The sequence below is a fragment of the Paenibacillus graminis genome, from assembly GCF_000758705.1.
Lineage (GTDB): Bacteria > Bacillota > Bacilli > Paenibacillales > Paenibacillaceae > Paenibacillus_AQ > Paenibacillus_AQ graminis.
Genome location: NZ_CP009287.1, coordinates 3,408,547 through 3,426,281, shown reverse-complemented (window position 1 = coordinate 3,426,281; position 17,735 = coordinate 3,408,547). Strand labels below are relative to the sequence as shown.

Here is a 17,735-nt window from a genome sequence, read left to right as displayed (position 1 = left end):
GGGAACCGCTGGGATAACACTCCGCGAAGTTCATTGGTCATCTTTGGAACATAAAAAAGGTGACCTCTGTGGAAAACAGAGCTCACCTTCTTGAAGCCAAGTAGGTCTTTTTGTAGAAATGTCCTTTACATAGGGTGCAGTTTATTTGTTTATAGCCCCCACGTTTTCCGGACAAAACTCCCGATATTTCCAATTGCCTCCTGTGCTTCGGGAAGCACAGCTGACATCATCTGGAACACGCTCCACATGTTTTCCCAGATCTCCAGCGTGGCCTCCCCTTCTGCAGCACGAATACGCTCCGCCAGCTTTTCGGCATCGCTCAACAGCACTTCCTGATCCCCGGCCTGGATCAACAGCGGCGGCAGCCCATGCAAGCCAAGCTTAAGCGGTGAAAGCAACGCAGGAAGCTCGCCGGCATAGCTGCCAAGGTAAACCTGCAGGATTCTCTGATTCCCTTCCCTGCTTCCTGTAGGGTCCAGTTCAGCCCTGCTGTCATAGGACTCGCCGTCGAGATGAACGAGATCACCATGCGGAGAGAGGAGGAACGCTGCAGCCGGAAGGCTTTCCCCTGAATCCCGCAGTGTGAGCAATGTCATGAGCGCAAGCGTGGCACCTACAGAATCCCCGCCAAGGATAATGTCCTCCGGCTGCAGGCCCGTCTCCAGCAGCCAGCAATAGGAGGCATAACAATCATCATTGGCGGCGGGATACACATGCTCAGGAGCCAGGCGATACTCTACTGTCAGTACAGGCACACCGCTTACGGCAGAAATTCTCGCAGCCAGATCACGGTAAATTTCACAGCTTCCGGAGATAAATCCTCCTCCATGAAAATAGAGAATGAACTTCCTTCTCTCCCCCGGGTTGTGATCCTTACAGGCATCTATCCACTCCCCTTTGAGACCGTTCATTTCTGCCTTTTCCACGGATATGTCCGGAAGCTGCCGCATCCGTTTGGCGGATTCCGCCAGCTCCAGACGAATTTGCGCTGCTGTTTTTCCGGCAATCTGGTTATTTTGCTTCAAATAATCTTTGATGGCATTAAGCATTTCTATAGAACTTGGCATCATATATTTCCTCCCGGCATTGGCTTGATACCTGCATCATAAACCCTGTATCCAGGTACAGAGTCAAGCAGCAATGTTCCGGCAATATAGATGAAGGGCTGATTCATAGTACAGCCTGTTAATCCTCCATTTTGAGGATTTGCAGTGTCTCCTGCACACCCGGATGCCGTTCAGCAGATTCGAGGTTTTTTTTCAGATCACCAAGCAGCAGCCTGGTTTTCTCGCGTTTGGCAATTTCAAGATCAACGGCGGTCATCTTCCGCTCAATAGCCATAATGAAATCAGGGATGCTTAAATGGCCACCCTCTGATTTTTTCAGAGCTTTTTTGATTTCACGCAGCGTGAAACCGCAGTTCTTGGCGTTCTGTATAAAAACAATCCGTGTAAGTGTCTCTTCCGTATACACCCGGTAACCCGAGGCAGTCCGCTGCGGCTGGGGAAGCAGCCCATGCTTCTCGTAAAACCTCAACGTTTCTATATTCACTTTCGCTTCCTTTGCAAGTTCTCCGCGTAAATAGGCAACCACGATGAGCCTCCCTTCTGCCAATGACCTGTAACGCTTATAATTTCAGTTTTTCTTTCAGCCGCAGTACCTCTGATTCTGGAAGCTCTGCCTCACCATATCTGGCCTGATTGTAGAAATGGAGAAGCTCAGCGGATGCCGCTGTGTCTGCTTCATTCTTGCGTTGGCGCTTTCTCCCAGCATTCCATTCGGCAATATCTGCCATGGTTTCTTGTGGCGTAAGATAGTTCCTCTGCAAATATCCTTCAGCACGTTTGGCATTCAGCCAGTGGCGGTACAGCCAGCGGGTCCGCTCGCGCCCGCCGTTCATTCCTTCCCAGCGGTCCCGTCTGGAAGGAGACGCCACCCGGTTCTTCCAATAATCTCTGACTCCCTGAACTGTCTTCTCCCAGGTGAAGATGCTTTTCTCTTCGTCCTGGTAGGCGGTATCGTTCTGAATTGACTCTCTTCGAAGCAAGGACAGCAGGTAGTCGATGAATCTCCGCCACAAGCCTCCCGTATTGCGATACAGCCAGCGGAGACCGTAATACAGCACTACCGCCAGGACTGCCGCTCCGAGGGCATAAAAAGCATAATTAAGGAGCATCAACAGCAGGCCCGGCTCTTGCGTTTCCGCCGGCGGCATTTCGGGCATGACCGGCGGCAGAGCTTCCTGCGGCGGCGCGGTCCCGCCGGAGCCGGAGAACAGACGGCCTAGCCAGCCGAAGAATGCCTGCGCGGCATGCCAGATGAGAGTTCCCAATGCTTTGCCCGCTCCCGCTGCAAGCACTGCGGCAACCGCGATAAACAACAGCACAAACAGCCGGTTATGCCTCCGCAGTCCTGCCGGCAGCCGGGAGCCTGCACCCGAGAAGGAACTATAACGCAAATGGCTGGCGTTGGAATCCAGCAAGGCCAGAACCAGGCAGAGGCTGCCGCTCCAGGTTAAACCTGCAACACTCGGCTGCAGCAATGGAATCCTGGCGAAAGCAATAGTGGCTGCAAAATAGACTGCGATCCCGGCAACATAGATTCTAAGCCTGTTATCCCGGCCAGCAGCCGTTATCCCGAGATAAGCACATAGGACAGCACCTGCATAGAGAGGAATTTCTTTTAAGGCAAAGACACCTGCAAAAAATCCCGCCAATGTACCCAATATGAGCGCCGCCAGAAGCTGCTTCCACTTCCGGTTGCACTTCTGCCGCAGGAGTACGCCTGTCATGGACACAAGAGGCAAGGTATAGATCCAGGGAAGCAGGGCAGCTTCCGACTGCAGATACTTCTGCAGTACGATCCACACCGGAAGGAACAGCAGCCATTCCACGATACAGTATAGCCAGAGCCTTGATGCAGATTTCAACGGGTCTGATGACAATGCCTTCACGCGCTACCCCTCACTTCACCTGGAATATCCAGCCACTCCACACCATTTCCCGACAGTCTGAGCTGCTCAGCCGCCTGCTGAAGCTCGGCGCCGCGGTGACAGGAAATAATCAGATAATCCGTATCTGTAATTCCATTCTCAGCTTCCAGCTCCAGCAGCCTGCTCATGGGCAGTACTCTTTCGAGACTCAGCCTCGCCAGCAGGCTAAGGATGTCCTCCAGCCGGCCCATCGGCTCTGCATGGACGGGATCATGTTCACCATCCCCGTCCAGTCTTCCATTGCTGAGAAGCCCTGTCTCAATTCCTTGACTCACCGCATAGTCGGCTATTGTAGCCGCGTACCGGATACCCAGCTCGATCCGCTCCCTATCCGTAACTGTCCTCCACATGGAATCACTGATTTCCATATTCAGGCAGACCGTAAGCCTGGAATCGGCTGTGAAATCCTTGCGGTGAACCTGCATTTGTCCGGTACGGGCCGTGGCCTTCCAATTGATGGAGCCCAGGGAATCTCCGGCACTGTATTCGCGCGTACCCGCCGTTAAGAACGGATCGTGCACAATCCAACGTTTGACGGGAAGCTCGCCCAGCCAGCTGTGGATCGGAAGCGGCAGCTCGTGTATATCCACCATTACCGGATATACCATCAGCTCCAGCTGCAAGGGAAAGGTTTGGGTACTGCGGCTAAGGCCAAACAAGTCTCCTGTAGTCATGGTTGCTGTATCTAGACGGAACAGGCCGCGTTTTTCACAGCGGACCCGGTGTGTGCGCTTGATATGACGGTAAGGCCTGAGGTAGAACAGGCTCACATGGTTTTGGTAGATTTCCCCGCTGCTGATACCGAGATTCTCCTGGCTGCCAAATTCGAGTCCTCTCGCGATGCTGGACTCCAGACGAAGCCAAGGCAAGGGCAGAAGTTTGCCGTTGCTGATCTCTTCTACCATTTCCACAGTATCTCCCTCAAACGCTGCCTGTGCCGAGAAATAACGGACATAATTCACCTTCTTCAGTGCATTCCGCTGATAGATTGCAGAAATGAACATCATCATCAGCAATGTGCTGATGATGAACCAGGGCAGTGTCATCTTCTATTCCACCCTTCCCCCTCTTACGGCTGCCGGTGCCGGTTCCGCCGGAACCGGCACTTCACGCAGCACCTGCTGTACAACCTCTGCAGCCTGCCCTTCCCGTGAACCCGGTCCGCGCTGCAAAAGCAGACGGTGGGCGAGCACTGGCACCGCCACCGCTTTGATATCATCGGGCAGCACATAATCTCTCTGCCGGATGAGCGCGTAGCCCTGGGCAGCACGAAGCAGCGCGAACCCGGCACGGGGGCTTGCACCCAGCTTGACAGATGGCGCTTGGCGTGTCGCTTCAACAATTGCGATGATGTAACCCAGCAGGTCATCGCTGACAGCTACCGCTGCAGCCAGCCGCTGCAGCTCCTGAATTTCACTCCCGGTTGCTACCGCAGACGTTTCCAATAAGGGGTTGTTCTCACGGAATCTCTGAAGGATATGAACCCCCTCTTGAAAAGTTGGATACCCTGTGGTGATCCTCATCAGGAACCGGTCCAGCTGCGCTTCAGGCAGCGGAAAGGTCCCCTGGCTGTCCACCGGATTCTGTGTCGCAATGACCAGAAAAGGCGCTTCCAGCGCATGCGTCACACCGTCGATGGTAATCTGCCGTTCTTCCATACATTCCAGCAGGCTGGACTGGGTGCGCGGAGTGGCACGGTTGATCTCATCGGCCAGCAGAATGCTGGAGAACACCGGGCCAGGGCGGAACTGGAATTCGCCTGTTTTCTGATTATAGAAATTGATTCCGCTAAGATCCGAAGGGAGCAGATCGGGCGTAAACTGTATACGCTTGAAGGAGCAGTCCAGCGAGCGCGCCAGTGTTTTGGCCAGCATCGTCTTGCCCGTGCCGGGTACATCTTCCAGCAGAACATGCCCATTTGCCAGCAGGGCGGTCAACAAGAGATCCACACCTTCTTCTTTGCCTACAATAACCTTAGCAAGATTCACTCTTATTGCCTGTATTCGTGCGGTAGCTTCCTGAAGCATCATGAAGAATAACACCATCCGTTCCATATATAGGTATGTGTTAAAGCTTAATCATACCAGAAAGCGCCTCCAATATATAATAGATAAGTCGCAGCAATCATTTGACAGCCCTGCCAAACTTGGAGCGGATGTATGCGGCGATGAAGTAATAGACAGGGATGCATTCTATGAACAACCATGTGTACATAATCAGGTATGAGGTGAAATCCCTGAGATAATTCGCGATATCCCTTGAATAGAGGTAGGCGATAGTTATGGAGCAGAGTGTCAGAATGGGAACTATTGCCTTTGTCTTCTTCCAATTGGTGAGGTACAGCGTGCATTTGCAGGCGACATAGATTAGAACAGAACCGTGAATGAACATGGAGGCAGACCAGATGCCTATCAGAATAGGGTCCAGATTGCCAAGAATACTGTTGTGGGACGAGCCGCGGATCATTTCCAGTAACGGGTATTGGAGCTGCGTGCCGAAATGCGGTCCAAAATTCAGCATTGTCATAGTCCAGCCCGCCAAAACGATAAACAGAATAAATACGGCTGCTGCCATCAGTTTTTTGAGCATTTTGTTGCCGATTTTCAACTCAGGCGCCAAGAACAGAAATACTAACCATTCTGCAAACCACGAGCTTACTGAAACCGAATCTCTGAGTGCAATCCCCGGATCATGATAGTGCAGAAAGGCCGGAAGCATCGAAAAATCCGCATTTGGAAAAAACGAATACACAGCGAACAGGACAGCTACAACAAAAATCAGGAAGATGCCATCTGCCATATAGATGATTGTGGTAATCCCCAGTGAGGCAGTGTACATAATTACCAGACCTATCACGATTTGAATATAGATTGGAGACGTTCCCCTCATATAGTTGGAGCCAAAAAACAGGACAAAATTCTCGATATCAAATGATGCAAAATAGATACACCAGCAGAGTATAAAGAACACTAGCAGCCGGTGAACCCAAACCCCCATGATGTCTCTGCCAAAATCAATCCACCCTTGTTCCGGTTTCAGTTTGCCCACCTGAATGGTGAAGATAAGAATGAGCATGCTCAGCAGGGTCCCGCCAATCAGTGCAATCCAGCCCTGGTAGCCCGAGCTCGACAAAATAAAGGGGATGAGAAAAATTGTGGACTGGGAGCTGAAATAGATCAGGGCGAATCTGAACAACTGCCAATTGGATGTAGACATAATATCTCCTTCTGCGGCACTTTATTTGACTGAACCAATATCCTGAATTTTTATATCCGCTGATACTTTAATTTGTGCATCATGCGAATAATAATCCTCCCAGCGCTCTTTGAGCCTCTTCCACTCCCCCGGATTGTTCCACTCCACTTGCATGCCGAGCTGAAGCACATCTGCTCCGGCTTCTTGTGTGGCACGCACTGCCTGTGACACCTCTTTGACAACCGCCTTCTGGAGTTTCTGCACAATAAACGGGCTGAGATTCTCTGCGCCCCGTCCCAGGGAGTCGTGATAATTAATAATGCTTGCACTGCCCTTCAGCTTGAGATAAAAGACTGGTCCATCCTCCGTAAATCTGGTGTGCAGGGAAGCTTTGTTGCTTAAAAATAAGGCGCTGGCTGAACCCTGTCCATTATCATCCCAGGTAACCGAATACTCCGGTAAATAGAAGCTTCCGGCCAGATGGCCCGCTGCCCAAGCGAATGCTCTGCTTTCATAGATATTTAATGTGCCGCTCAATTTAGCTTTGTGAAACAAAGCTAAGCCTTGCAGACCCGCCCAATGCATACTCTTGCCTGGCTCCAGAGGGTCTGTTCTGTGCTTAAGCGAAAGAAGATTCATCGCATACCCCATATTGGAGGCTTCAGCCAGTGCACAGTCCCTGACTGTTGTTGCGAACAGCAGATTTTCTTTGGAAAAATTCATCAGCACCTGATCCGGAGTTTGTTCAAATAAAGCAGACAACTGAGCGGCTGCCTTCGCTTTGCCCGATGCCGTCATTATGTAAGTGCCCAAAGGGAACTCCGGCTGCCTTTTGAACCATTCTAGGGACTCGTCTATTCCTTGGCGTGCATATTCCTTTCCCAGCACCACCACCTTGATGTGGGAGATCTCCAACCGGCGCGGCAGATCCCTTTGGATTAAAGCAAAGGCATCCGCGACGGTGGAAGCTGTCTTCGACACCATAGAATAAGACTTGCCGTCCCCGGGGTTTGGCTGGGTGCTGGAGAGCAGGCGGTTGGGCAGCGGTGCACTGATGGTTAACTCCACCGTCCCCGGTTCTTCCCCGGCATCGATATAAAGGCCAAAAACAAAGGTTAATTTATCCAACTCGATTTTGGACCCGCAGCCGGCCAGACTCAGCAGCAGCAGAACGCTTAGAACCAGCTTGAAGAGCCTCATTTTTGTTTTTGCCTCTTTTCGTTTGTACTGTTCGTAAAGGCAGTGCTCCGTTTGGTCATAAGATTAAACGGTACACGAAGAAATGTATCCTTCCAATCCTCCCACACCAGAGGGGCCACCGGTTGAAGATAGGGAGTACCAAAGCTTCTGAGATGGGCTAAATGGGCGTAGACCACATAGGCAGCGGCGTATACTCCGAGCAGCCCCAACGTTCCACCCAGAATGAGGAGTACAAACCGGAGCAGCCGAAACGTCAGACCCAGCTCCAGGTGGGGGATAATATAGGAAGCAATGCCTGTAATGGAAACAACGATTACCATGGGAGCCGAAACAATCCCCGCCTGGACTGCAGCCTGTCCAATGACAATCCCGCCAATAACCGATACGGTCTGCCCGACGGGCTTGGGAATCCGGGTGCCGGCTTCGCGAAGCGCTTCAAAGGTAAGCTCCATAATCAACGCCTCTGTCAAAGCCGAGAATGGAATGTTTTCTCTGGCTGCAGCAATGGTTATGAGCAGGTCGGAAGGAATAATCTGGCTGTGGAAGGTGGTAATCGCGACATATAATGACGGCAGCAGCAAGGACACAATGGAGAAGAAGAAACGGACCAGCCGGATCCAGCTTCCGGCATAGAAGCTCTGATAGTAGTCCTCAGAGGATTGAAGCATGGTGAAAAAGGTAGCCGGTGTCAGCAAAGCAGTTGGGGTGCCGTCCTGCAGCACGGCTACCCTTCCTTCCATCAGAGAAGCCGCCACGGAATCCGGGCGCTCTGTATATTGATATAAAGGAAAGGGGGTATACTGTCCCTCATTCATTTGCTCCGCTATGGTGCTGATGCCAAGCACCCCGTCAATCGACTGGTTCTCAAGCTTATCTGTAAAATTTGCAAGGATTTCCGCTTTGCACAAGCCTTCAATATAGACCAGATACACATCGGTTTTCGTATATTTGCCGATTGTGAAATGCCTGGTCTTCAAATCCTTATGTTTGATTTTATGCCGCAGCAAAGACAGGTTGGTCTGCACATCCTCAATAAAAGCCTCCTGCGGCCCTATAACCACCAGCTCATTCTGTGATTGAGACACCGCCCGCTTCTGATAATGGGTGATCTCGAAATAGTAGACATATGGCAGGCCTTCAATGAAAAGTACTGCATTCCCGGCAACGACCAGTTCTACGGCTCTATCAATCTGGTAAGCTTTGATATAGGGAATGGCAAAAGCTGAACCGTGATCCAGACGTTCCAGAAACCGCGGCCAATCCGGCTCGGAATTCGCCTCCCGCTTGAGGGGGGTAGAAACAAATTCCTGGAGACTGAGTGTGTCGACTATAGTGGGAATGTATATCAGCATACAGGCGTGGCCATAGACGTTAATTGACTGGTATACTGCATCACTGCAATCTGTAAGCTGCTCTTTCATAGCCTCCAGCATATTTTTCTCAGCCAACGTTCTCACCTCCAGATGGTATTTATAGGAATATGGGTTAGTTTGCCATTTTTTCCGGGAAATATGCACTCACACCTTCCTGCGAACAGCAAAAAGGAATCAGGTGCTGTTACACCTGATTCCTCACTACGATTTGGTGCCTTACTCTGATCCTATATCATGCCACTCTCAGTTTTGGACAAAAGGCTTCAGCTGCTTAAGCAGGCCCTGCAGTTGTTCCGAGCACTGGCCGTACATTTTCTTCGCCTGTTCATTGTTGGTAGAAAGGCTGAACAGCTCCAGGTCTGCTTCACATTTCTTAAGCAGTGCATAAAGCTGGGGTTTTTCCTGCGGCTGCGGAACAGTGACACTGTCGGCATACAAATCTACCGTAAGCTCCCCATAAGAGTCTACCTGCCCGATAAACACATTTTCAGCAGTCAGATTAAGCTCCTCCAGCTTCCCCTGCAGCCACCCTCTGGTCAACCCCAAGGTATCCAGGGGCTCATCCAAAATTTTTCCATCCATAATTACAGCCTGAGTCGCCTGCTCCGGTGCCACCTTTACCCCCAAATGCTTGGGAGTTAACGGCTGGTTCTCACGGGTAAGCAGCACATTGATCGCCCCGTCTGTCTCCATAATGGCGAATTCCACATCAGCCACCTTAAATACATCCTTTTTCCGCAGCTCAGCCAACAATTCGTCCGTTGTTAATCGTTCTTTTTTCATATTGTCTTCAAGAATTTTACCATCTTTAATCAATACGGTCGATTTGAAATCAATGAAGTCTCTCGCCTTTTTACTCTTCACTTGCAGATACTCGATTCCCAGAGAGAAGGCAATCCAGACAATCAGCGCGATGACTCCCAGATGCCACGTTTTGTCGGTATCCAATGAAATATATGCAGCAAGACTGCCCACAGTGATCCCTGTAATGTATTCAAAGAACGAGAGCTGTGAGACCTGTCTTTTACCAAGCAGCTTCGTCAAAAAGAAGAGCACAACCACCGCAAATACGGTGCGCCAAATCACCTCTAGCCATTCCGGCATTGTTATAACCTCCCGATTATCCTGGATTCATGTCTGTCGCCCTTCATTATTTGCCAGAAGGTGCGGGATTAACCATGAAATTTTTTACTGGCTGACCAGTGGAGTATACAATTCTTGGTTCCAACAGATACTATATCGCGTTAACGAACCATCATTCGAAGGAGGAGTAAGAAAATGACCGTAGCCTCACAAGTAAAAACCTGTGTCTCTTCTTTGAAGAGCGCTCAGGCCAGCCTGGAGCAATTTGCAATGGAAACGCAGAACCAGGATGCCAAGACCTTGTTCACCAATGCGGCCCAGCAAACCCAGCAAATTGTAGATCAAGTGGAAAGCCGCGTGACGGAGCTGGAGAAAGAGGAACCTCAATATAAAGGATTTTAAGTAATCCAGCTCCTATTTTCACAAGAGGCAGTCCCATTTGCAGATCTGCTGATGGGCTGCCTTTTTAATTAGCTGCGCTAAGTTTCCTAGACAGCAAAAAAACGCTAAGAACAGCAGATATCTCCTCCTGCCCAAAGCGCCTCTATACTCTACCGGTTGGTTTTCAGCTTACCTACGGCTGTATCCTATTTACCAATACACTCACATCGCTACTGGACATAACTCCAGCAAGCTCTATCTTTCTTCCCGTCCGTGCACTCTCCAGCGCGCCGAAAACCATAGCCATGCTGTAACGGTTGTCCCGGCAATCGGTTTCTGCGGGGCGGCGATCAGCCAGCGCCTGGAACATTTCCTCCAGACAGCCGTGATGAAAGGTTTCCTTCAGCCCGGCAGTCTTGCCTTCAACACGTTCATAGTCACGGATAAATGTACCGTCCGGGTTACGATCGGTTACCTTTTCGGCATATGGCATTCCTGTACCATCCCAGACCGCAGTTCCCTTGTCACCCTGAATCCGCCAGGAAGCTTCCCACGAAGTGGGAGCCCCCTCCGAACACCAAGAGCCCTGATAGCAGAAGACTGAGCCATCCGACATTTCAAATATGCAGACCGCCGAAGCATTTCCCGCATACCAGGAACCCGGAGGATTGAATTCCTGACAGTACACTGTAACGGGGTCTGCGCCGCAGATGAACCGGGCCTGATCAAAGGTATGGATGGCCATATCGAGCAGCAGCGGACTTTCCATCACATCACGGAAACCGCCAAAATGCGGCGCCAGAAAAAAGCTTGCCCCGATGTAGCCGATTCTCCCGATCTCTCCGTCTTCAATCAGTTGGCGCAGAGAGCGGATACGGGGGTCATACCGCCTGTTCTGCATGACCGCATGGCTCTTGCCGGTGCGTTCCGTTAAAGCAACTATAGCATTGCATTGCTCCATTGTCTCAGCCAGCGGCTTCTCGCTGAACACATGGCATTGATGTGTAAGTGCTGTGCTGGCAACCGTATAGTGGCTGGCCGGTATGGTTACATCAAAGACTAGATTCGCTCCTGTCTGTTCGATCGCCTGTCCTATATCAGTAAAAACCGGGCAAGTTAAGCCATGCTTGACGGCCATGGCCGCTGCCGCCTCCAGCCGGATATCCACCAGTGCGACAATACGGGCATCCGGACGCCCCACGGCATAGCTGATCCACTCGTTAGCCATGCCTCCACAGCCGGCGACAGCTACACGATATTGTACTGTCATAGAAGGTTCACCTCTTTCTTCTATTAGATTGGATTAGAGATGAAGCTGCCTCCCCGGCAATGCTTCAAATAATTCAGCGCATGGACTTGACCGGTCATTTCCAATTCATCACGGTAGACAGGATCATGCCAACCTTCAATGTCGATGGTGCCCTTATAACCGGCCTGGCGCAGAATGGTAATTACATCTGTCCAGTTCGTGTCGCCAAAACCTGGTGTCCGGTGCCATACATATGGCTTTGGTCCATGAATGCCATATTCCTTGACAATATCCCAGGCGATTGTTGCGTCCTTGCCATGCACATGAAAGATTTTGTCTGTCCATTTACGCAGTTGGGGAATCGGATCAATCAGCGCCACCATCTGATGGCATGGCTCCCATTCCAGTCCGATGTTGTCCGCCGGAACTGCGTTGAACATTTTCTCCCAGGCTGCCGGGTTGTGGGCAATATTCCAATCTCCTGTCTGCCAGTCCCCGCCCATTGAGCAATTTTCAAAAGCAATCCGGAGTCCCTTGTCGGCCGCCCGCTTGGACAGCTCCCCAAATACTTCGGCAAACTTCGGAATGGACTCGTCAATGGACTGTCCGGTCAGTCTTCCTGTGAACCCGGATACTATATCGGCCCCGAATAAATGGGCATGGTCGATGAGCCGTTCCCAGCTTGCAAGCGTATCTGCATTATCGCCGGTGCCGGTCAACGGGTTGCCAAAAATGCCAACCGACGAAATAATGAAATCATGTTCAGCGGCCAGCTCACGCACCCGTGCAGCCGTCTCCGCCAAATCCGTTGCACCTGTACTCTGCCAGAACGTGAGACTGAAGGATTCAAAACCATGCTTTACGATTTGCGGGATTACACGGACTGCATCCGGTGCACCAACCAGTGTTCCGATTCTAAGGGAATCATGCATCTTGTATACCACTCCAATATTGGTTTATAGTTAGTTCAGCAATGCAAGTATATAGCTCATTTGCTGCGAAATCTCTTCTTATCTTGTGTAAAAATAGCTGAATATTGCGGGAGTTGAAGCGGCCGTGACCTACCCAAAGGAATTGAAGGAGTATCCTCAGCTTGAAGAGAAGACCTATCCGTTCCGCTTGTTTTTCAATCAGTACCGGGACGCAAAAGAGGAGCAGAACATTCTTTTTTTGCATTGGCATGAACATTTCGAAATTATTGTGATGCAGAAGGGCAGAGCGATTTTTCATGTAGACAGCAAACCCTATGAAGCAGGACCCGGTGACGTAATCATTGTCCCTTCCGGCGGACTTCATGTCGGCTACAGCTTGAGCAGCGGGGATATCGCATTCGTATCCATTGTATTCCATGCTTCCCTGTTCAAGGACCGTTATCAGGATTCCCAACATGAGCAGTTTGTGGCACCCTACTTGAATAATTTCTATCAGTTTCCCGTTAAGCCTGTCGAGCAAAACCCGGCATGCAGCACCTTTTACCCTTTGCTTGAAACGCTTATACAAGAAGTCCAGGACAAAAAACCTGCTTTTCAATTGGTTGTCAAAAACCAGCTTCATCTGTTCTTCACTCTGCTCTCGCGGACCTTCCCGCCTAAGCGGATGTCTGACAGGCATCACAGCGAGCGCCACTCAGTCAACCGTGAACGCTTCAAACCGCTGCTGGAATATCTGGAACAACATCTGGATGAGAAAATCACGATTGAGAGCGCTGCCAGATTCGTGAATCTGAATCCATACCACTTCTGCAAAACCTTCAAAAAGCTGACCGGGCGCACCTTCATTGAATACGTAAACCTCTACCGGGTCAATGAAGCCGAACGGCTGCTGTTGGAGTCGGATATGACAATCACTGAAATTGCCGGCAAAGTCGGTTGTGATAATCCCAATTACTTCACCAAGCTGTACAAACAGTACAAGGGACTAACCCCCTCCGTCGCGAGAAAATAGTTAATGCTGCCCCAGCCAACAGCATGTATAAATTGATCCGCGTACGAAACGGACAGGAGATTCATTGATTTCCCATACCACCAAAACAGCACCGTTCACAGTATGTGAGCGGTGCTGTGTTTTGCTGCAGAATCCCGAATACAGCATCCCCTCCCTACCTATCAAATGGCAGGCAGGGGGACGCTGCAGCAGAGTCAGCCTATATTAGTCCAATGTATACGGCGCCAGCCCCGGAGGAAGCGGTGACGGACGCCCGCAGCTGCTCTCCATTTCATAGAAACGCTGCGAATCGGAAGAATCATGAAAAGCCCACATGGCCTCCAGCACATGGTAAGCCAGTTCTCCGCTGGCCCGGTGCGGACGGCCGGTACGGATCGCATAAGCCATATCCGCGGGACCGATTCCCCGCGTATTCTGATCATAGCCGGGCAGAAGCGGCTGTTCGCGCCATTCCCCTTCTCCCGTTCGGCGGTATTTAACCGTACCGCCGAACGTGTTGGGATCGGGCACCTGAAGGGAACCTTCCGTACCGTAGATCTCTATCGGCGGCAGATCACTGCCGCCAAAAACATCGAAGCTCATGATCAGCGTAGCGATTGCGCCGCTGCTGAATTGCAGCGTTCCGGCAACATGGGTCGGGATGTCCACCGGAATTTTTTTGCCTGCTTTTTTCTCACTCGTAATTGTCCGTTCTGCCATCGCTTTACCGGTTATACCTGCTACCGTGCGGATGGGGCCAAGGAGCTGTACGAGTGCGGTCAAATAATATGGCCCCATGTCGAACATCGGCCCCCCGCCTGCGGCATAATAGAATTCCGGGTCAGGATGCCAAAACTCATGCCCTCTGCTCATCATGAACGATGTCGCCGCCACCGGCCTGCCGATCACGCCATCCTCAATCATCTTCAGCGCGGTCTGGATTCCGGCACCCAGAAAGGTTTCCGGGGCGCTGCCAACCAGCAGCCCTTTGGCTCTGGCTGTTTCCAGCACCTTGCGTCCTTCCTCTCTGGTAACCGCCAGCGGTTTCTCAACATAGACATGTTTGCCGGCCTCCAGTGCCCGCAGACTAATCCCGGCATGTGCAGCCGGAATGGTTAAATTAATTACGATTTCAATCTCCGGGTCTTCGAGCAGCTGATCTACGGTATAGACGTTAGGAATTCCGTAAGCGGCTGCCTGCTCTGCCGCTCGCGCGGGGTCTATATCCGCGCACGCAGCAAGGTCCAGAATCGCAAACTTTTGACAATTTTCCATATAAATACTGCTGATCTTACCGCAGCCGATAATGCCCACCTTGACTTTTTTCATATCCTGATCGCTCCCGCCTTATAATTGGCTGTCTGCCATGCCGCTGTAGGCCGCTCCCGCGTTTTGTTTCGGGTTCACCGCAGCCTCCTGCTTTCCTTCTGCCGCCCAGAGGAGCCCCCGACGCATCAGTTCCTTTACAGGCGGCAGCTCCACGATGTCGGCGTGATGACCCAACGAGTTGTAATAGACCCGTCCCTGACCCCAGCGTTTGGTCCAGACTACAGGCATATCGACTGCCTTGTTCGTGGCATGCGGCCCTTGGATCACCGGAAACCGGGTGGTGGCAAGCACCTCCACAGCCGGGTCGATATGCAGATAATATTGCTCAGAGGTGACATCGAAATCTTCAATGCCTGCGGTCAGCGGGCTGGAGCTTTGACAGATTTCCACCTTATACTGCACACCGTCATTGCCGGGATGGGCCACCCATTGCCCGCCAGTCATGAACTGCCAGTCCACATTCGTGCGGAACGAATCACACATCCCGCCATGGCAGCCCGCGAGTCCGGTTCCATTCTGAACTGCTGCCGACACCTTGTTGACCAGCTCCTGCGAGATTTCCCCCATCGTCCAGACAGGTACAATCAGATCCAAACCCAGCAGCTTTTCGCCGTCAGCGAAGGCTTCCAGCGTATTGGCAACCTCGACCTCGAACTGTGCTTCACGCAAAAGTCCGGCGAACACTCCGGCCACCTGTTCCGGTTCATGTCCTTCCCAGCCGCCCCATACGATTAATGCTTTTTTCATAATTGTCACTCCTTCTCCCGGATTATTGCATAGAATTACTGCATTTCAGACAACTGGACCCAGCGCCGCTCTTCCACCGAACGCTCGACAGCCTCAAGCACCGCCTGGCATTTCACCCCGTCGTGAAAATTCGGCACCGGCTGGCGGCCTTCTGCGGCAGCTGATGACAGCTCCAGAAATTCATGAATGAAGGTATGCTCAAAACCGATCGTATGTCCCGGCGGCCACCAGGCTTCGGCATAATCATGGGCCGGATCTGTGGCGAGCACCCGCCGGAAGCCCTGCACATCTTCTTCGTCAGAGGTCAGATAGACCTCAAGCTCGTTCATGCGTTCGAAATCAAATTTCACGCTTCCAAGACTGCCGTTGATCTCAAAGGAATTGGTCGAGCGGTGGCCGGCAGCAAAACGCGTAGCCTCAAAACTGCCGATGGCACCGTTTGCAAAACGCGCCAGGAACAGCGTAGCATCATCTACAGTTACCGGTCCTTTAGGAGCATCGGCATTCGCTTTGGCACTAAGCCCCGTCATCTCGGCAGCCAAAGGCCGTTCCTTGATGAACGTTTCACTCATGCCGATCACCTCATGGATGTCGCCAACCAGAAAATGGGCCAGGTCAATCAGATGCGCCCCGAGGTCGCCATGCGAACCGGAACCGGCAATTTCCTTCTGCAGTCTCCATACCAGCGGGAACTCGGGGTCCAGAATCCAATCCTGCAGAAACCAGGCCCGGAAATGATAGATCTGTCCCAGCCGTCCGCTCTCGACCAGCCGCTTAGCCAGGCGGACTGCCGGAGAGAAACGGTAGTTGAAGCCAACCATATGCATCACTCCGGCTTCCTCTGCGGCCTCCAGCATCTCGCGGGAATCCGCAAGCGTCAGAGCCAGGGGCTTCTCGCAAAAAATATGCTTTCCGGCCTTCGCCGCGGCCAATGCAATCTCTTTATGCGCATCACTGGGCGCGTTGATATCGATCAGATCAATATCCTCGCGGCCAACCAGTTCTCTCCAATCGGTTACGGTATCCGACCAGCCCAGCCGGGCTGCGGCCTCCTGCAGAGCAGCAGCATTCCGCCCGCATAGCACTGCCATCTCCGGCTTCAACGCCTTCGGGAAAAACATCGGCAGACTCCGGTAGGCATTGCTGTGCGCCTTGCCCATGAACTTGTATCCAATCATTCCGATGCGCAGCTGTTTCATTGAATCCCTCCTAATCTTAATGATGAAGCACGCACAATAAGCTTGGCAGGAAGCTTCACTTGGATAATCTCCTGCACCGTATCCCCGCTTCCGCTCTCCGGCAGTTCCAGCACTTTGCCCGCAGCAATTTCCCCCAGCTGATAAAAGGGTACCCGCACGCTGCTAAGCGCGGGAGTTGTGAGCTCTGCGGCATCCGAATCGTCATAGCCGACGATCGCGGGCATCTGCTCTGCGGGGATGCCCAGCTCCCGGAGGCCTTGCTGCAGGCCAATGGCCATCCGGTCATTGGCCACCGCCACAGCCTCTATGCGCTCCAGCTGTGCGGCAATCGCCTGTGCAGCCGCAATTCCGCTTCTGCGGCTGAAATTCCCTTCGAACAAAAGCGAAGGGTCTGCCGGAATGCCCGCCTCCTGAAATGCCCGCATATATCCTTCCAGCCGGTCCCGGCTGTTCGAATAGGCCTGCGGACCATTCAGGAAGGCAATCCGGCTGAAGCCCTGCTGCAGCAGATGCTTCACCGCAAGCTGGCAGCCCTCCACATGATCGGCATCCACCTCATGGAAGCCCTCACCCGCAAAATGCTGGTTGATCAGGCAGTAAGGATGCCCTTCCTGCTTGAGCTGCCGCAGCGCGGCAAGCTCTCCTGCTTCTTCCTTGGCACCCAGCACAATGCAGGCATCCACCTTGCGCATACGGAAGAGCCCGCAGTAATCCAGCGGCTCATCGGCATCGCGGAAAATCATCAGCAGATCATAGCCCTCTTCCCTGGCCCGGCTGCCGATTCCGCTCAGAATCTCGGAGAAATAATACGCAGAGAACAACCGGGCTTTGGGCAGATAAGGCATGATGACGCCCAGGTTGCCGCTGCGCCTGCGGGCAAAGCTGCGGGCAAGCGAGCTGGGCGTATAACCCAGTTCCCTGGCGGCTGCAAGAACCTTCTCCTTCGTCTTTTCCTTCAGCGGACCGACATTGTTCAGCACACGGGAGACTGTCGCTTCGGAAACTCCGGCAAGCTCGGCAACTTCTTTGCGGCTTGCGATAGCAATCATCCTTTCCAAATATTC

Annotated in this window: 17 protein-coding genes; 2 read left to right on the top strand and 15 right to left on the bottom strand. The window is 52.2% G+C overall.

From position 1 onward, the window contains the following. Nucleotides 1-149 precede the first annotated feature (149 nt). The 9 genes from PGRAT_RS14270 to PGRAT_RS14230 all read right to left on the bottom strand — a co-directional run bounded on the left by PGRAT_RS14270 (nucleotide 150) and on the right by PGRAT_RS14230 (nucleotide 9,864). Nucleotides 150-1,070 carry an alpha/beta hydrolase fold domain-containing protein gene (locus PGRAT_RS14270; RefSeq protein ID WP_025709538.1) on the bottom strand — a complete coding sequence of 307 codons (921 nt, stop codon included), beginning with the start codon at nucleotides 1,068-1,070 and terminating at the stop codon, nucleotides 150-152. A gap of 115 nt (nucleotides 1,071-1,185) precedes the next feature. Beyond that, nucleotides 1,186-1,593 carry a MerR family transcriptional regulator gene (locus PGRAT_RS14265; protein ID WP_025709537.1) on the bottom strand — a complete coding sequence of 136 codons (408 nt, stop codon included), beginning with the start codon at nucleotides 1,591-1,593 and terminating at the stop codon, nucleotides 1,186-1,188. Nucleotides 1,594-1,627: 34 nt separating this feature from the next. Then, nucleotides 1,628-2,953 carry a hypothetical protein gene (locus tag PGRAT_RS14260; RefSeq protein ID WP_042266777.1) on the bottom strand — a complete coding sequence of 442 codons (1,326 nt, stop codon included), beginning with the start codon at nucleotides 2,951-2,953 and terminating at the stop codon, nucleotides 1,628-1,630. After that, a complete protein-coding gene (locus PGRAT_RS14255) occupies nucleotides 2,950-4,038 on the bottom strand; it encodes a DUF58 domain-containing protein (protein WP_025706664.1) in 1,089 nt (362 codons plus the stop codon). The genes PGRAT_RS14260 and PGRAT_RS14255 overlap by 4 nt, the downstream gene beginning before the upstream one ends. A 3-nt stretch (nucleotides 4,039-4,041) precedes the next feature. After that, complete coding sequence (locus tag PGRAT_RS14250; RefSeq protein ID WP_042266774.1) at nucleotides 4,042-5,022, bottom strand: AAA family ATPase; 981 nt, start codon at nucleotides 5,020-5,022, stop codon at nucleotides 4,042-4,044. A gap of 94 nt (nucleotides 5,023-5,116) precedes the next feature. Beyond that, the gene (locus PGRAT_RS14245; protein ID WP_025704268.1) at nucleotides 5,117-6,208 is read right to left on the bottom strand and encodes a GerAB/ArcD/ProY family transporter; all 1,092 of its coding nucleotides are present in this window, start codon (nucleotides 6,206-6,208) and stop codon (nucleotides 5,117-5,119) included. A 21-nt stretch (nucleotides 6,209-6,229) separates the two neighbouring features. After that, complete coding sequence (locus tag PGRAT_RS14240) at nucleotides 6,230-7,387, bottom strand: Ger(x)C family spore germination protein (RefSeq protein WP_025704267.1); 1,158 nt, start codon at nucleotides 7,385-7,387, stop codon at nucleotides 6,230-6,232. Then, nucleotides 7,384-8,844, bottom strand: coding sequence for a spore germination protein (locus tag PGRAT_RS14235; protein ID WP_025704266.1), 1,461 nt, complete (start codon nucleotides 8,842-8,844; stop codon nucleotides 7,384-7,386). Before PGRAT_RS14235 ends, PGRAT_RS14240 begins: the two co-directional genes overlap by 4 nt. Nucleotides 8,845-9,003: 159 nt before the next feature. Then, nucleotides 9,004-9,864, bottom strand: coding sequence for a DUF421 domain-containing protein (locus tag PGRAT_RS14230; RefSeq protein WP_025704265.1), 861 nt, complete (start codon nucleotides 9,862-9,864; stop codon nucleotides 9,004-9,006). A 174-nt stretch (nucleotides 9,865-10,038) separates the two neighbouring features. On the opposite strand from PGRAT_RS14230, the gene PGRAT_RS14225 reads away from it, so the two are divergent. Continuing rightward, nucleotides 10,039-10,245 (top strand): DUF1657 domain-containing protein, encoded by a 207-nt coding sequence (locus PGRAT_RS14225; RefSeq protein ID WP_025704264.1) that lies wholly within the window; start codon nucleotides 10,039-10,041, stop codon nucleotides 10,243-10,245. Nucleotides 10,246-10,417: 172 nt separating this feature from the next. On the opposite strand, the gene PGRAT_RS14220 is transcribed toward PGRAT_RS14225, so the two are convergent. Together PGRAT_RS14220 and PGRAT_RS14215 are read right to left on the bottom strand one after the other, a co-directional pair. Next, nucleotides 10,418-11,494 (bottom strand): Gfo/Idh/MocA family protein, encoded by a 1,077-nt coding sequence (locus PGRAT_RS14220; protein WP_025704263.1) that lies wholly within the window; start codon nucleotides 11,492-11,494, stop codon nucleotides 10,418-10,420. A gap of 23 nt (nucleotides 11,495-11,517) precedes the next feature. Continuing rightward, complete coding sequence (locus PGRAT_RS14215) at nucleotides 11,518-12,405, bottom strand: sugar phosphate isomerase/epimerase family protein (RefSeq protein WP_025704262.1); 888 nt, start codon at nucleotides 12,403-12,405, stop codon at nucleotides 11,518-11,520. A gap of 124 nt (nucleotides 12,406-12,529) precedes the next feature. Between PGRAT_RS14215 and PGRAT_RS14210 the strand changes: the two genes are divergently transcribed. After that, nucleotides 12,530-13,417, top strand: a complete 888-nt coding sequence (locus PGRAT_RS14210; RefSeq protein WP_025704261.1) for an AraC family transcriptional regulator — start codon at nucleotides 12,530-12,532, stop codon at nucleotides 13,415-13,417. A gap of 204 nt (nucleotides 13,418-13,621) precedes the next feature. Here PGRAT_RS14210 and PGRAT_RS14205 read toward each other — a convergent pair whose 3' ends face one another. From PGRAT_RS14205 to PGRAT_RS14190, 4 genes are read right to left on the bottom strand one after another with little or no spacing between them, the layout of a single operon-like run. Next, the gene (locus PGRAT_RS14205; protein WP_042266772.1) at nucleotides 13,622-14,725 is read right to left on the bottom strand and encodes a Gfo/Idh/MocA family protein; all 1,104 of its coding nucleotides are present in this window, start codon (nucleotides 14,723-14,725) and stop codon (nucleotides 13,622-13,624) included. 18 nt (nucleotides 14,726-14,743) lie between these two features. Next, entirely contained in the window at nucleotides 14,744-15,472 is a 729-nt protein-coding gene (locus PGRAT_RS14200; RefSeq protein WP_025708053.1) for a ThuA domain-containing protein, read from the bottom strand. Nucleotides 15,473-15,507: 35 nt separating this feature from the next. Next, on the bottom strand, nucleotides 15,508-16,671 hold the full coding sequence (locus tag PGRAT_RS14195) for a Gfo/Idh/MocA family protein (protein ID WP_025708052.1): 1,164 nt from the start codon (nucleotides 16,669-16,671) through the stop codon (nucleotides 15,508-15,510). Beyond that, nucleotides 16,668-17,720 (bottom strand): LacI family DNA-binding transcriptional regulator, encoded by a 1,053-nt coding sequence (locus PGRAT_RS14190; protein ID WP_025708051.1) that lies wholly within the window; start codon nucleotides 17,718-17,720, stop codon nucleotides 16,668-16,670. Before PGRAT_RS14190 ends, PGRAT_RS14195 begins: the two co-directional genes overlap by 4 nt. Between the last annotated feature and the right edge of the window lie 15 nt (nucleotides 17,721-17,735).

Excerpts from the sequence above, each read along its gene's own strand:
- PGRAT_RS14190 (WP_025708051.1), bottom strand. The coding sequence starts at position 17,720 with ATGATTGCTATCGCAAGCCGCAAAGAAGTTGCCGAGCTTGCCGGAGTT.
- PGRAT_RS14195 (WP_025708052.1), bottom strand. The coding sequence starts at position 16,671 with ATGAAACAGCTGCGCATCGGAATGATTGGATACAAGTTCATGGGCAAG.
- PGRAT_RS14200 (WP_025708053.1), bottom strand. The coding sequence starts at position 15,472 with ATGAAAAAAGCATTAATCGTATGGGGCGGCTGGGAAGGACATGAACCG.
- PGRAT_RS14225 (WP_025704264.1), top strand. The coding sequence starts at position 10,039 with ATGACCGTAGCCTCACAAGTAAAAACCTGTGTCTCTTCTTTGAAGAGC.
- PGRAT_RS14230 (WP_025704265.1), bottom strand. The coding sequence starts at position 9,864 with ATGCCGGAATGGCTAGAGGTGATTTGGCGCACCGTATTTGCGGTGGTT.
- PGRAT_RS14270 (WP_025709538.1), bottom strand. The coding sequence starts at position 1,070 with ATGATGCCAAGTTCTATAGAAATGCTTAATGCCATCAAAGATTATTTG.
- PGRAT_RS14255 (WP_025706664.1), bottom strand. The coding sequence starts at position 4,038 with ATGACACTGCCCTGGTTCATCATCAGCACATTGCTGATGATGATGTTC.
- PGRAT_RS14205 (WP_042266772.1), bottom strand. The coding sequence starts at position 14,725 with ATGAAAAAAGTCAAGGTGGGCATTATCGGCTGCGGTAAGATCAGCAGT.
- PGRAT_RS14215 (WP_025704262.1), bottom strand. The coding sequence starts at position 12,405 with ATGCATGATTCCCTTAGAATCGGAACACTGGTTGGTGCACCGGATGCA.
- PGRAT_RS14245 (WP_025704268.1), bottom strand. The coding sequence starts at position 6,208 with ATGTCTACATCCAATTGGCAGTTGTTCAGATTCGCCCTGATCTATTTC.
- PGRAT_RS14220 (WP_025704263.1), bottom strand. The coding sequence starts at position 11,494 with ATGACAGTACAATATCGTGTAGCTGTCGCCGGCTGTGGAGGCATGGCT.
- PGRAT_RS14240 (WP_025704267.1), bottom strand. The coding sequence starts at position 7,387 with ATGAGGCTCTTCAAGCTGGTTCTAAGCGTTCTGCTGCTGCTGAGTCTG.
- PGRAT_RS14250 (WP_042266774.1), bottom strand. The coding sequence starts at position 5,022 with ATGATGCTTCAGGAAGCTACCGCACGAATACAGGCAATAAGAGTGAAT.